This is a genomic window from Lichenibacterium dinghuense (genome assembly GCF_021730615.1).
Classification (GTDB): Bacteria; Pseudomonadota; Alphaproteobacteria; order Rhizobiales; family Beijerinckiaceae; genus Lichenihabitans; species Lichenihabitans dinghuensis.
This window is the reverse complement of sequence record NZ_JAJLMN010000001.1, coordinates 1,452,159-1,465,026: the sequence shown is the minus strand read 5'-3', so window position 1 is coordinate 1,465,026 and position 12,868 is coordinate 1,452,159. Positions and strand designations below refer to the sequence as shown.

Annotated in this window: 12 protein-coding genes; 3 read left to right on the top strand and 9 right to left on the bottom strand. The window is 73.9% G+C overall.

The genetic code is table 11. The features are described from left to right. Nucleotides 1–345 precede the first annotated feature (345 nt). A complete protein-coding gene (locus L7N97_RS07035; RefSeq protein WP_237477616.1) occupies nt 346–1,035 on the top strand; it encodes a hypothetical protein in 690 nt (229 codons plus the stop codon). A 16-nt stretch (nt 1,036–1,051) separates the two neighbouring features. Here L7N97_RS07035 and nth read toward each other — a convergent pair whose 3' ends face one another. Then, the gene (nth, locus tag L7N97_RS07030) at nt 1,052–1,798 is read right to left on the bottom strand and encodes an endonuclease III (RefSeq protein ID WP_237477615.1); all 747 of its coding nucleotides are present in this window, start codon (nt 1,796–1,798) and stop codon (nt 1,052–1,054) included. Nucleotides 1,799–1,846: 48 nt separating this feature from the next. Here nth and L7N97_RS07025 point away from each other — a divergent pair, with 48 nt between their 5' ends. Further along, on the top strand, nt 1,847–2,347 hold the full coding sequence (locus tag L7N97_RS07025) for a DUF2244 domain-containing protein (RefSeq protein WP_237477614.1): 501 nt from the start codon (nt 1,847–1,849) through the stop codon (nt 2,345–2,347). Nucleotides 2,348–2,488: 141 nt separating this feature from the next. Here the strand turns inward: L7N97_RS07025 and L7N97_RS07020 are convergent, their stop codons facing one another. The 8 genes from L7N97_RS07020 to L7N97_RS06985 form a co-directional block, all read right to left on the bottom strand. Next, on the bottom strand, nt 2,489–3,223 hold the full coding sequence (locus L7N97_RS07020) for a PIG-L deacetylase family protein (RefSeq protein ID WP_237477613.1): 735 nt from the start codon (nt 3,221–3,223) through the stop codon (nt 2,489–2,491). A 181-nt stretch (nt 3,224–3,404) separates the two neighbouring features. Then, on the bottom strand, nt 3,405–4,637 hold the full coding sequence (locus tag L7N97_RS07015) for a glycosyltransferase family 4 protein (protein ID WP_237477612.1): 1,233 nt from the start codon (nt 4,635–4,637) through the stop codon (nt 3,405–3,407). Further along, entirely contained in the window at nt 4,637–5,521 is an 885-nt protein-coding gene (locus L7N97_RS07010) for a sugar phosphate isomerase/epimerase family protein (RefSeq protein WP_237477611.1), read from the bottom strand. The genes L7N97_RS07015 and L7N97_RS07010 overlap by 1 nt, the downstream gene beginning before the upstream one ends. Further along, nucleotides 5,518–7,062, bottom strand: a complete 1,545-nt coding sequence (locus L7N97_RS07005) for a YcaO-like family protein (RefSeq protein WP_237477610.1) — start codon at nt 7,060–7,062, stop codon at nt 5,518–5,520. The genes L7N97_RS07010 and L7N97_RS07005 overlap by 4 nt, the downstream gene beginning before the upstream one ends. A 2-nt stretch (nt 7,063–7,064) precedes the next feature. Next, nucleotides 7,065–8,081 carry a Gfo/Idh/MocA family protein gene (locus L7N97_RS07000; protein ID WP_237482083.1) on the bottom strand — a complete coding sequence of 339 codons (1,017 nt, stop codon included), beginning with the start codon at nt 8,079–8,081 and terminating at the stop codon, nt 7,065–7,067. Beyond that, nucleotides 8,081–9,232, bottom strand: coding sequence for a class I SAM-dependent methyltransferase (locus tag L7N97_RS06995; RefSeq protein WP_237477609.1), 1,152 nt, complete (start codon nt 9,230–9,232; stop codon nt 8,081–8,083). Before L7N97_RS06995 ends, L7N97_RS07000 begins: the two co-directional genes overlap by 1 nt. Further along, complete coding sequence (locus tag L7N97_RS06990) at nt 9,229–10,149, bottom strand: hypothetical protein (protein ID WP_428980964.1); 921 nt, start codon at nt 10,147–10,149, stop codon at nt 9,229–9,231. The genes L7N97_RS06995 and L7N97_RS06990 overlap by 4 nt, the downstream gene beginning before the upstream one ends. Continuing rightward, nucleotides 10,149–11,336: an inositol-3-phosphate synthase gene (locus L7N97_RS06985; RefSeq protein ID WP_237482081.1), complete on the bottom strand. Its 1,188-nt coding sequence runs from the start codon at nt 11,334–11,336 to the stop codon at nt 10,149–10,151. Before L7N97_RS06985 ends, L7N97_RS06990 begins: the two co-directional genes overlap by 1 nt. A gap of 397 nt (nt 11,337–11,733) precedes the next feature. On the opposite strand from L7N97_RS06985, the gene L7N97_RS06980 reads away from it, so the two are divergent. Further along, on the top strand, nt 11,734–12,783 hold the full coding sequence (locus L7N97_RS06980; protein ID WP_237477607.1) for a LacI family DNA-binding transcriptional regulator: 1,050 nt from the start codon (nt 11,734–11,736) through the stop codon (nt 12,781–12,783). The last annotated feature ends 85 nt before the right edge of the window (nt 12,784–12,868 follow it).

Here is a 12,868-nt window from a genome sequence, read left to right as displayed (position 1 = left end):
GAGCGTTCCAGCGTTGGGAGGACTTTGAACATCCGTCATGTCGCGTCGCACGCGGCCTGGAACGCGAGATCTTCGCGGCCCGCGCGCCCGTCCCTGTCGCGGCGGCACGAGGACTTGCACGCCGTGGCGGTCCACTGCGCCGTCCCAGGACGCGTCGCCGAGGGATCGGCGGTCGAGGGCTGTCGCGTCGGGAAAGGCGATGCTGCCGGCCGGCCGCCGGGCGAAAATTTCGATCACGAAACCGTGATCGGCCGTCACGGCGGGCCTCGGCGGCAACCCGCCCCCCGCCGGGGCCGTTGGCCGGTGCGCCCGAAGCGGCGCGGGATCACGCTGGGAGGGGACACGATGGCGATGGGCGGATCAGGGACGGCGCGCCGCGCCGTGACGGCCTTCTTCGACGAGCGGTCACAGGCCCAGGCGGCCGTCGACGACCTCATCGCGGCGGGCGTCGACCGTGGACGGATCACCCTGCTGGAGGGAGGGCCGGGCCTGAAGACCGACCCCGTGGAGCCCTCGTCCGAGAAGGGCTTCCTCGCCGCCGTGCGCGAGCTGTTCATGGCCGACGAGGACCACCACGCCTACGGCGAGGGGCTGCGCCGCGGCGGCTTCCTGGTGTCCGTCGACACCGGGGCCGGCGACGGGGCCCGCGTGATCGAAGTGCTCGACCGCGAGGGCGCCGTCGACATGGACGCGCGGCAGGCCGACTGGGAGCTGGAAGGCTGGGACCCGGCCCGCGCCGCGGCGGACCTGCGGGCGCTGTCCGAGGGCGAGGTCCGCACCGCGGTCGAGCCGGCGGGCGCGGTCGGGCCGGCCTTCGGCTCGGACGCGGCTTCGCCCGGCGCCGCCGGCTCCGGCTCCCTGTCGGCCGAGGACGTGCGGGCCGCGGTGGAGCCCGCCGGCGCCGTCGGCCCCGCCTTCGCGGCCGGGGAAGCGTCCCGTTCGCCCGGCCGCCGTGCGGTGCGCGACACGGAGGCCGAAGGGTTGCGGCTGCGCAGCTACGTGGAGTCCCACGAGAACCTGGACACGATGCGCTGAGCGCCCCCGCGTCCCGTCAGGCCGACTTCTCCGGCCAGGGGCACAGGTCCGACACCGGGCAGGCTGCGCAGAGCGGCCTGCGGGCCACGCAGGTGTAGCGGCCGTGCAGGATCATCCAGTGGTGCGCGTCGCGCATGAACTCGGCCGGGATGGCCTTCTCCAGCCCGAGCTCGACCGCCAGCGGCGTGGCGCCGGGCGCGATGGCGAGACGGTTCGACACGCGGAACACGTGTGTGTCGACCGCGATGACGGGGTCGCCCCAGATCGTGTTCAGCACCACGTTGGCGGTCTTGCGGCCGACGCCGGGCAGGGCTTCGAGCAGGGCGCGGTCGCGCGGCACCGCGCCGCCGTGCCGCTCGACCAGAAGCCCGCAGAGCGCCATGACGTTCTTGGCCTTGGAGTTGTAGAGGCCGATCGTCTTCACGAAGTCGCGCAGCCGCTCCTCGCCGAGCGCCAGGATGGCCTCCGGCGTGTCCGCGACGGCGAAGAGCGGCCCCGTGGCCTTGTTGACCGACACGTCCGTCGCCTGCGCGGACAGCACCACGGCGACCAGCAGCGTGAAGGGGCTGGAATAGGCGAGCTCGGTCTTCGGCTCGGGGTTGGCAGCGCGCAGCCGGGCGAAGATGGCGCCGACCCGCCCGGCCTCGTGCGCGTCGTCCAGAACGGCCGCGGCGACGGGCCGCTGCCCGCCCGGCGCGCCGATGTCCGGGGCGGCCGCGACCGAGGGTGCGGCGCCGGGGGAGGATGGCTTTTTCCGGGCCATGCGGGTCCTATATCGCGGTGACGAGGGTTCCGTAGCATGGGAGGCCGCATGTCCGAAGCCGACCCCGCCGAGCCGGTCCTGTTCGCGACGCGCCTGCGCCCGCACCGCTCGCTCACGCCGCGCCAGTTCCGGTTCCTGCTGCTCGGCATCGCGGCGATCAGCTTCGCCTCGACGCTGCCCTTCGTGATCATGGGCGCCTGGCCGGTGGCGGGCTTCATGGGGCTCGACGTGCTGGCGGTCTACGTGGCCTTCCGCGCGAGCTTCCGCTCGGCCCGTGCCTACGAGGACGTGCGCGTGACCTTCCTGCAGCTCACGCTCGCCAAGGTCAGCGCGAAGGGCGCCCGCGCCGAGTGGCGCTTCAACCCGTCCTGGGTGCGGCTGGAGCGGCAGGAGCACGCCGAGTTCGGCACCCAGCGGCTCGACCTCGTGGCGCGGGCGAACCGGGTGGAGGTGGCGGGATTCCTCGGCCCCGACGCCAAGGAGCGCTTCTCCGACGACCTCGGGCGCGCGCTGGCGGAGGCGCGGCGGGGGTATCGGTATGAGCATTGAAAGTCCGCCCCGTCATCGCGAGCGCAGCGACGCGATCCAGCCGCGGTGAGCCGTCGCGCGGGCCGGTCCTGCTCGCGCATCCCGGCCTGACAGCGTGTGCTGGATCGCTTCGCTGCGCTCGCGAGGCCGGAAGGACGCCCGCTAGAATCCGGCCACGTTTCCAGTGACGCGGAAGCATTCCGCCCCGCCCGCGGCCGCGAGCCGCCGCTCCAGCCCCTCCGCGCCGCCGAACTGGAAGCCGAGCTGGCTCACATAGGCGAGGCAGGCCTGCCGCTTCGCCTCCGCCTCGGAGGGCGAAAGCGCGACCTCTCTCTCGGGCAGCGTCGCCATCCGCTCGCGCAGAGGCTCGCGCGGGCTCGCGTCGCGGACCACGTAGGGGAAGTCGCGCCACCACAGGGTCGGGCCGGCCCAGCCCGCGCGGTCGAAGGCCCGCACCGCCTGGACGTGGTCGGCGTGGCCGCCGATGCACTGGGGGGCGAGCACGAGGTCGGGGCGGTGCTCGGCGAGCAGGGCGGAGAGCGCCGGCGCGAGGTCGTCGACGATCCCGTCCTCGTCCCGCACGCCCGCGAACAGCGCCGGCGCGCTGTCGTAGCCGCGGTGCGGGGCCTCGCGGAACTGCATCCACGCCGGCTCGGCGCCGAGCGCCCGCATCGCCGCCGCGTCCTCGTCCCGGCGCAGCGCCATGTAGTCGACCTCCGGGCCGAGCCCCTTGTCGAGCTGGCAGGCGAGGGCGAAGCCGCTCGGGTCCGGCACGGAAGCGGTGAACAGCGTCGCCACGACCACGCGCCAGCCGGACGCGGCGAGGCGGGCGAGGGTGCCGCCGCAGGAGAAGGCGGCGTCGTCGAGGTGGGGGGAGAGCGCGAGGGCGGTTGGCATCAGGCGTCTCCACCGCTCATCCCCGCGCAGGCGGGGATCCAGCGCGAGCATGTCGGCCAGAGGCCGTCCGTCTCGCCGACGGTGGCGGCAGGGCGCACCCCGGCGGAAGATCGACGACCTTCGGCCGCCTCCGTGCGCTGGATCCCCGCCTGCGCGGGGATGAGCGGGGAAGCTCCCGACATCACAGCAGGTGCGGCTCGGCCCGGTAGCGGCAGTCGGCGGCGACGGGCAGCACGGGGTCGAAGTCCGTGTCGGGCTTCTCGTGCACCACGCGGGCGTAGACCGCCATGATGCGGGCCCCGACCGCCTGCCACGAGTAGACGCGCCGGCACTCCTCCAGCCCGGCGCGGGCGATGCGGCGGCGCAGGGCGGGGTCGAGGATCATGGCCGCGAGCGCGTCGGCGTGGGCCGGCACGTCGCCGGGCTCGGTCAGCAGCCCGTTCTCGCCGTCCCGCAGGCAGTCCACCACGCCCACGGCCCGGCAGGACACGTTGGGCAGGCCCGACGCCATGGCCTCCAGGATCGTGTTGGAGAAGCCCTCCATGTAGGTCGGCGAGGCGAAGACGTCGGCGTCCCGGTAGAGCGCCGGCACGGCGTCGTAGTCGGCGTAGCCGGTGAACTCCACGTGCTCGCCGAGCCCCAGCGCGCCGACCCGCTCGCGGCAGGGGTCGACGTCCGGGCCGATGCCGGACACGATGCCCCGGAAGGGCAGGCCGCGGTCGCGCAGGAGGCCGAGGGCGTCGAGGAAGTCGAGCGCGCCTTTCCGGCGGTCGACGCGGCCGTGGTACAGGAAGCGCACGGGGTCGGCGGCGTCGCCGACGCGGGCCTCGTCGCGGGGGCGGAAGCGCTCGGTGTCGACGGCGCCCGGCACCACCGTGAAGCGGTCGCGGCGCGTGCCGAGCCGCTCCGTCACCTCGTCGATGAAGCTTTCCCCGCCGATCAGCAGCGCGTTGGCGTGGTTCAGCACCTCCACCATGGCGCGCCGGTGCGTCTCGCAGCAGGAGCCGACCCAGTGGCCGTCGCCGCCCTGGATGCTCACCACGCAGGGGATGCCCAGCCTGCGCGCCGCGAGAAGCGTCGCCCAGCCGGTGGGGTAGCCGTATTGCGCGTGGAGGAGGTCGAAGGGCTGGCGCGCGTGCTCGGCCGCGACCGTCTCGACCATCGTGTCGATGTCGCGCTCGAAGTCGCCGGTCGACTGCTCGCCGAGCTGTTCGAGGCCGATCACGCGCACGCCCGGCACGGCGGGGGGCGGGCCGCCGCCGTAGACGCGCGTGCCGAAGGCGTCGCCGCGGTACTGGCTCACCATGGTGACGTCGTGGCCCGCGCGCAGGAGCTCGCGCAGCAGGTTCACGGCGTAGACGCTCATCCCCGAGATGGCGGGGAAGAAGCGCCGCGACACGAAGCAGACCCTCATCAGTGCAGATCCTCCCGCCCGGCGGGTTCGCCCGCGCTCGGCGCCGCGCGGACGTTGCCGCGGCACAGGCTGAGATAGGAGAAGGCCTGCGGGATCATCAGGTCGGCCCGGTGCCCGTCGCGCGACAGCTCCACGCAGACGAGGCCGCCGAAGCCCGCGGCGTCGAGGCCGTCGAGCAGGGCCGGCACGTCCATGTCGCCCTCGCCGAAGGGCAGGTGGACGTGCTCGCCGCGGCGCATGTCCTCGATCGACACGGTGCCGAGCCGGTCCTTGAACTCGGCGACGGCCGCCGCGGGGTCGCGCTCGCCGGTGACGAGGAGGTGGCCGGTGTCGAGCGCGAGCTTCAGGCCGGGCAGGTCGCGGGCCAGCTCCGCGTAGTCGTCGACGGTCTCGACCAGCATGCCGGGCTCGGGCTCCAGCGCCGCCACGACGCCGCGCCGGCCCGCATAGGCCACCACCTGTTCGAGCCCGGCGCGCAGCCAGTCCCGCGCCTCGTCGGGATCGACGCCCGGCTTCGGCACGCCGGCCCAGAACGACACGGCCTCGGAGCCGAGGATCTCGCCGATGTCGATCGCGCGGTGCAGGAAGGCGATGCGCCGCGCCCGCCCGGCCGGGTCGGCCGTGACGAGGGTCGGCTCGTGCTTGGCGCGGGGGTCGAGCAGGTAGCGGGCGCCCGTCTCGATCACCGAGCCGAAGCCGAGGCCCCGCAGGCGCTTCGCCAGCTTCTCGGCATCCGCCCGCCAAGTGGTGGCGAAGGGGTCGAAGTGGTTGTGGTCGAGCGTCAGGGCCACGCCGGCATAGCCGGTCTCGGCCATCAGCATCAGCGCGTCGTCGAGCCGGTGCGAGCTCGTGCCGTTGGTGTTGTAGGCGAAGCGCAGGCTCATCGGGCGCCCCGCTTGGCGCGCTGCTCCAGACGGTAGGCGACGTGGTGCGCCTCGGGCTCGCGGTAGAGCGGGTAGAGCGGGCCGACGACGCGGTCGGCCTCGGCCGTGTCGAACAGGGGCTGGCGGCCGCCCGTCAGCGGGCGGAGGCGCTCGATCGCCTCAGGCGACAGGCGCACGGGGCGGCGCGCCTCCGTCTCCTCGCCGAACACGATCAGCGGCGAGCCCCGCTCGATCAGCTTGCGGGTGTTGCGCTCGCCGATGCGGTAGTAGCTCATCGTCTCGACCTCGAGGTTCGGCACGATGACCTTGACGACGCCGAAGGCGCCGTCCCGCGGCGAGCAGTCGACGTAGAGCACGTCGAAGCCGGCCGCCTCCAGCCGCTCCCGGGCGATGCGGCCGCGGGAGCGCGTGTCGGAGGGCTCCGTCGAGGGCGGCAGGCCCGCGCCGGGCAGGCTCGCGAAGGGCTTGCGCGACTTCACCGAGAAGACCGAGGCGTCCAGCGCCCGCTTGAGGTCGGCCGCGCCCATGTCGGTCCAGTCCATCATGGCGCGGAGCGCGCGGCTCTCCTCCAGCTCCAGGCTGGGGAGCGCGGTGCGGACGAAGTCGTCGACGTAGCCGGGCGGCGCCACGGAGAGCGCTTCGCCGAGCGGGCCGTGGCCGTAGGTCTTGCGCACGCGCGCCGAGCAGAATTCCAGGAGCGCCTTGTGGAGGGCGCGGCGCGGGTCGGGGTCACAGGCCTCGCCGCAGGCGGAGAGCATGATCGGCACCCGCGGGGTCCCGCGGTCGTGGCCGACGACGTAGAGGTTGGTCAGGCCGAACTCGTCGGTGGCGAACTTCGGCAGCACCTCGATGCCGAGCCGGTCGAGCTTCGACAGCAGGGCGCGGGCGTCCTCGCCGACGTCGGCTCCCTCGAGGTCGAGCAGCACGCCGGCGTCGAGCGCGCGGAACAGCAGGCCGTTGCCGTCGCGCTGCAGGCATTCCAGCAGCCCGTGGCCGACCGCCCATTCGACGTCCGGCCCGGCGCCGAGGCCGTTGGTGATCAGCGTCGTGAAGGGCTGGTAGCCGTCCGGCAGCTCGAAGAAGTCGCAGGCCGCGACGTCCATCGGCACCCAGACGCGGGCCCCGTCGCGGGCGCGGGTTGCCTCGATCCAGGCGAGAGGCGTCGCGCGCGTCACCGGGCTGCCGGCGGGCAGGCCGAGCGTCAGCGGGTCGGCGACCCGGTCGCGGCCGAACTCGCGCACGAGGTCGTCGTAGCTGTCGATCCGGCGCGGCTCCTCGCGCAGGCGCAGCGTCGGGCAGATCATCTCGGCGATCTCGGCCACGGCGCCGATGATCGCCTGGGCGTCGGTGGTGCCGTAGCCGTAGCCGGACGGCATGGCGCCCTTGAGCCCGTGCGACTCGTCGAGGAACAGCCCCACCATCCAGGCCGGCACGCCCGTGTCGTCGAGCGGGGTCATGGAGAAGCCCGCGAAGCGCCCCTTGGGCAGGCCCTCGATGTAGCGTCGGGCCGCCTCGGGGAGATCGGCCGGCAGTTGGTTCATGGTCAGCTCGCGGAGGTGTGTGCGGCCGCCGATCGGTAGGCGGCGTCGAGGAGGCGCATGGTGGCGAGATCGCGCGCGCCCGAGAAGGCGGAGCGGTCGCCCGAGCGCAGGGCGTGCCCGAAGGCGCGCACCTGCGCCAGGAAGGGGGACAGCTTCGGATCGAAGGGCACGGGCTCGCCCGCGCCCGTGGCGGCGTCCGTGAAGGTGAGCGTGCCGCCGGGGTCCTGGCCCATGGTGTTCCCGGCCGCCATCAGCCCGCCCGTGCCCACCACCTCCAGGCGGCGGCGCGGCAGCGTCTCGGGATGGTTGTAGGCGACGTGGAGCTGCGCCAGCGCGCCCGAGGCCGTGGAGCCCATCAGCAGGGCGCCGTCGTCGACCGCATAGTCCTGCACGCGGCTCTGCGTCATGGCCGCGACGGCGGTCAAGGGCTCGCCCAGCAGGAAGCCCGCGAGGTCGAGCCCGTGCGGGGCGAGGTCCATCAGCGCGCCGCCGCCCGCCTTGGCGGCGTCGACCCTCCAGTTGTCGCGGCCCGACCCCGCCGACCAGTCGGAGCCGAGCCAGCACGCGTAGACGATGCGGACCGCCGTGACGGTGCCGAGCCGGCCGGCCCGCACGGCGTCGCGGATCGCCACGTGGGCGGGATGGTGGCGCTGGTCGAAGGCCGTGCCGTAGAGGCCGTCCGAGCGCTCCACGGCGGCGATCATCGCGGCCGCGTCGTCGAGCGTGTGGGCGAGGGGCTTCTCGCACAGGATCGCCTTGCCGGCGCGGGCCAGCACCTCGACCATCGGGCGGTGGAGGTGGTTCGGCGTCGCCACGTAGACGGCCTCGACCGACCGGTCGGCGGCGAGCTCCTCGACGGTCGCGTAGGCGCGCGCGCCGAGGGATTCGGCGTGGGCGCGGGCGGCGGGGTCGGGGTCGCAGACGGCGGCGAGGCGATCGCCGGCCGCCAGCATGGCGGGCAGGGTGAAGTCGCGCGCCACCCAGCCGAAGCCGGCGATGCCCCAGCGGACGGGCTCCATCACCAGCGCTCCGGCAGGTCGACCAGCGCGCGGCAGCGCACCGCGGCGGCGCGGGCCAGCGCGTCGGCGGGCTCGACCAGGGCCGCGGGATAGGTGGCGAGCGGCCCGTATTCGGCCGCGTAGCGCTCGGACGGGAAGCGCACCGCGCCGTCCACGTAGAGCGGGTTGGTCCGCAGCGCCGCGGCGTCGGGCGGGACGGCGTAGCCGCCGCTGAGCCGCCGCGGCTCGCCGCCCGAGGCCAGCGCGAAGGCTTCGACGCGGCGAAGCTCGGCGAGGAGTCGCGGCTCCGGCTTCCGCTCCTCCACGAGCGCCCGCGTCAGCTCCGCGTCGTCGTAGGCGACGGCGCCCGGGAACAGCCCGGCTAGGTCCTCCGCCGTGGCGGCGCGCCCGGCCGAATAGTTCTCGGCTTCGCGGTTGTGGACGTGGCCGACGAGCAGCCGGCCGTCCGGGGCGACGAGGCCGCGCAGCCGCTCCAGGATCTCCGCCTTCGGCTCCAGGAAGTAGAAGGCGTCCTGGCACAGCACGAGGTCGAAGCCGCCTTCCGCCAGCGGCGGCGTCACGGGCCAGGGCGCGGCGGCGTCGAAGCAGGCGAGCCGCGCCTCGCGGCCGACCACCCAGTGGCGGGCCAGCCACAGCTTGGCGAAGACCACGTCCGCGCCCGCGTAGGTGGCACCGCGGCGGAGGAACTCGCGCCCGTAGTGGCCGATGCCGCAGGCGAGCTCGAAGGCCGAGCGGGTGCGGTCCGCGCGGTGCGCCTCGATCAGCGCGAGGCCCGCGATGAATGTCGGGTCGCTCCAGCGGTGGGCGAAATAGTCGCCGACGCGGCCGAAGCCGAGCAGGCCCATGGCGTCGCGCAGGCTGAGGCGGTCGGCCTCGGCGACGAGGCGCGCGAGGTCGGCGGGGTCGGCCGGCGGGCCGGTCCACCAGTCGTCCTGGTCGGCCAGCAGGACGGCGAGCGCGCCGGCGCGGTCGCCCGCGTCGAGGCGGGCGAGGGCCGCCTCGGCGAGCGCCTCGCGGCCGGTGCGCAGGTAGGGGATGCCGTCGACCACCGGCCATCGCCGCCCGCCCGGCTCGCGCAGGGCATGAGCGCCGTCGGGCCCGAGCGCTTCGCCCGTGATAGGCGAGCGCAGCCCGGTCCAGCCCCCGGTCACGGGATGCGCATCTCGGCGAGCACGCGGTCCTGGAAGCCCTTCACCGGGCCGTCGTGGACCAGCGCCATCTCGCCCAGCACCGTGTCCATAGTGAGCGAGGCCGCGCGCAGGTGCTGGGCGATCTCCAACACGCGGTCGACCGTGTCGGCGGCGTGGAAGGCGCGGCCCTCGGGCGTGTCGGCGTCGGGCAGGCAGGCGCGCGCCTCGGCGACGCGCCGGCGCAGGCCGGGCTCCAGCGAGGCCAGCGCGTCGTCCACGAAGTGCTGCATCACCGGGCCGAGGTGGTCGCCGAGCAGCATCTCGCCGGTGAAGCCGGAGTCCGGCATGCCGGCGTTGTGGAAGTGGTGGGCCAGCGCGGCGAGGAACACGGTGGCGGGGTCCGCGCCGTAGCGCGGCGCCAGGAGCACGCCGTAGACCGCGACGACGAGGCAGTGTTCGGCGTGGCTCTCGGCGGGCTCCAGCACGATGCGGGGGCGGCCCGGGCAGGTCACGCCGGCGCGGGGCTGATCCTCGAGGAGGCCGACGAAGCGCGGCAGCTCGCCCGGCCGCCCCGGCGCCGGCACCGCCACGGCGGACACCAGCGCCGAGCGCAGCGGCTCGGGCACGGGGCCGGAGATCTCCTCGACGGCGCGGCACAGCACGACGTTGACCTCGGCCGGCGACAGGCCGGCCTCGATCAACAGCGGCCGGTCGAGGTCGCCGAGGCGCGCCGCCGCCAGCGCCTGGGCGGTGATGCGGCGCGCCACCTCGGGGGCGGGCTCGCCCGCGGCGAGCTCAGACCACGCGGCGCGGAACAGCCGCGTCGCGATCGTGCCGTGGCGCCCGGCGGAGCGGACGCGCTTGAGATCGCCGATCTCCCCGAACAGCGCCTTGAGGGCGTCCGCGGGGTCCTGATGGTTCGACTGCACGGGATCCATCAGCCGACGTTGAGCCAGTCCATCAGCATGGCTTCCTGGGCGTGGAAGCTGTGCTCGGCCTTGCGGCCGTCCCGCGTCATCGGCGCCTTGAAGAAGTGGCTGAGCTGCTCCTGCACGCCGCCGTCGCCGCGCTTGCCGGCGAGGCCGAGCACGCGCGCGATCTCGATGGCGAGCGGCGCCGCCAGGATCGAGTCCTTGCACAGGAAGTTGATCTTGATCTGCATCTTCTGGCCGAGGAAGCCGGTGACGTCGACGTTGTCCCAGGCCTCCTTGTCGTCGCCGCGCGGGCGGTAGTAGCGGATGTCGACGAGATGGTCCTCGACCGGGTAGCCGAGGATGTCCTCCAGCACGCAGCCCTTGGTGTTGAGCTTGGACTGGAGCGAGTTCGGGTCGCGCAGGGCGAAGCCGTCGCGGTTGCCGAGGATGTTGGTCGAGAACCAGCCGTCGACGTGGAGCGCGCGCGCCTTCAGGGCCGGTGCGATCACGGTCTTCATCATGGTCTGGCCGGTCTTACCGTCTTTGCCCGCGACCGCGACGTTGCGGTCCTTGGCGAAGCTCGTCAGCGCCGGCACGTCGGCGGCGACGCTCGGCGTGAAGTTGCCGTAGCCGCAGCCGCTGGCGATGGCCGCGTAGGCGTAGAGCATCGCCGGGCCGATCGCCTCGCTGCTGTCGTCGAGCCCGCGCTCGAAGGCCTGGACGCTGTTCAGCGTGTCGAGCGACAGGTCGGGCCAGGCCTCGGTCGAGGCGAGGTTGACCACCACGACGCGGTCGAGGCCGTTCTCCTGCTTGAAGCGGCGCAGGTCGTCCGAGATCATCTCGACGGCCTCGCGGTGGCTGCCCGCCGCCGTCATGTTGCGCCCGACGATGTTCTTGCAGAACTTCTGGCTGGCGACGGCCTTCCAGGGCGTCATCGCCTTCATCGTTCCGGCGGCGGCGTTGTCGGCCTTGCCGAGCACGCCGTGTTCCTCGGCCGCGGCCGCGAGGTCGACGCCGTTGACGTCCCAGCCGCCGAACACGATGTCCTTGTAGTCGGCGAGGCCCGCCACGCTGAGATGGGCGAGGGGCAGCCCGTCGAGCTGGTTGGACCCGGCCTTGATGGCCTCGATCCCCGCGACCGCCGTCGTCGCCACGGCGCCGCCGAGCCCCACGATCGCCACGCCGAGCTTCTCGCCGCGCGCTGTACCCATGTTCGCCAAGTGAATCCCTCTCGTGGACGCGGGCGACGGCCCGGGTTCCCGCGTCGATTCGTCGAAGTCCGGGGCCAACGCTCCCCACCTGAGGGGGTTCCCCGCCGGGTCGGCTCCGCACCGATCCGGTCACATAGCGCAAGCCCGAGCGAGGCATATTGCGGCATTTTGGCGATGGAAAGTCGGCAGGCTGCCCATCCACCGCTCAGCTCGTCCCCCCGACCGGCGGCGACGCGTTCGGGGGATGGCGCTTTCGGAGCGGAAAGAGGTGACTCAAGCCGCGGGTTGAATATGATGAAAACATCATTTGACCCCAGTTCGGCTCGTCCGGGTTTGGAGCCGCCGTGCCGCGCCAGCGCCGCCCCATCGACACCGCGTCCGTCCGCGGGCTTCCGGTTTGAACGACGCGGCCAAGCGTCCCCCCGTCCGCCTGAGCGACGTGGCCCGGGCGGCCGGATGCTCGGCCGCCACCGTGTCGCGCGTGCTCAACGCCCCCGAGACGGTGAACCGGGACGCGCGGCTGCGCGTCGAGGCGGCCGTGCGCGAGCTCGGCTACACCCGCAACGGCGCCGCCCGCGCGCTGCGCTCGCGCCGGTCCCAGACCATCGGCGTGATCCTGCCGACCCTGAAGCAGCCCATCTACGCCGACTTCATCGGCACCTTGCAGGACAGGCTGGCGCGGCAGAACTACGCGCTGATCGTCACCACGTCCGACTATTCCCTCGACCGGGAGCTGTTTCAGGCGCGTCTCCTGGTAGAGCGCGGCATCGACGGCCTGGTGCTGATCGGCCACACGCACCGGCCGGAGCTGATGGACCTGCTCCGCGCCCAGGAGCTGCCCTTCCTCACGACCTACACGTTCGAGACCGGGGCCGGCCATCCCATGGTGGGCTTCGACAATGCCGCCGCCATGGCCCGCGTGGTCGACCACCTGTTCGCGCTCGGCCACCGCAGGTTCGCCATGCTGGCCGGCTCGCGGACCAACAACGACCGCGTCGAGCAGCGGATCGCGGGCGCCGTGGCGGCCCTGGCCGAACGGGGCCTCGTCCTGCCGCCCGAACGGATCGTGGAGGAAGCCTTCACCATCGAGGGCGGCCGGCGGGGCGTCGCGCGCCTGCTCGACGGCGCGCGGCCGGGCGAGCGCCCGACCGCGCTGCTGTGCACGAGCGACGTGCTGGCCTACGGCGTCCTCGTCGAATGCCGGGCCCGGCGGGTCGACGTGCCCGGCGAGCTGTCGGTGGTCGGCTACGACAGCCTGCAATCCTCGGCCCACATGCTGCCGGCCCTGACCAGCATGGAGATCCCGGCGGAGGAGATGGCGCGCGGGGCGGCGGCGTTCCTGCTCGCGCGGCTGGCGGGCCAGGCCCACCCCGAGCGGGTCGAGGTCGTGCCGCGCTTGGTCGTGCGGGACACGAGCGCGCCGCCGCCCGACGCGGGGGGGCGCTGAGCCGCGCCGGACCCGTCATCCGCATTTGCGCCGCGGCGCGACCGCGAGGTAAGTTGATGCTGGCCCGCCGGCACACGTCGCGGCC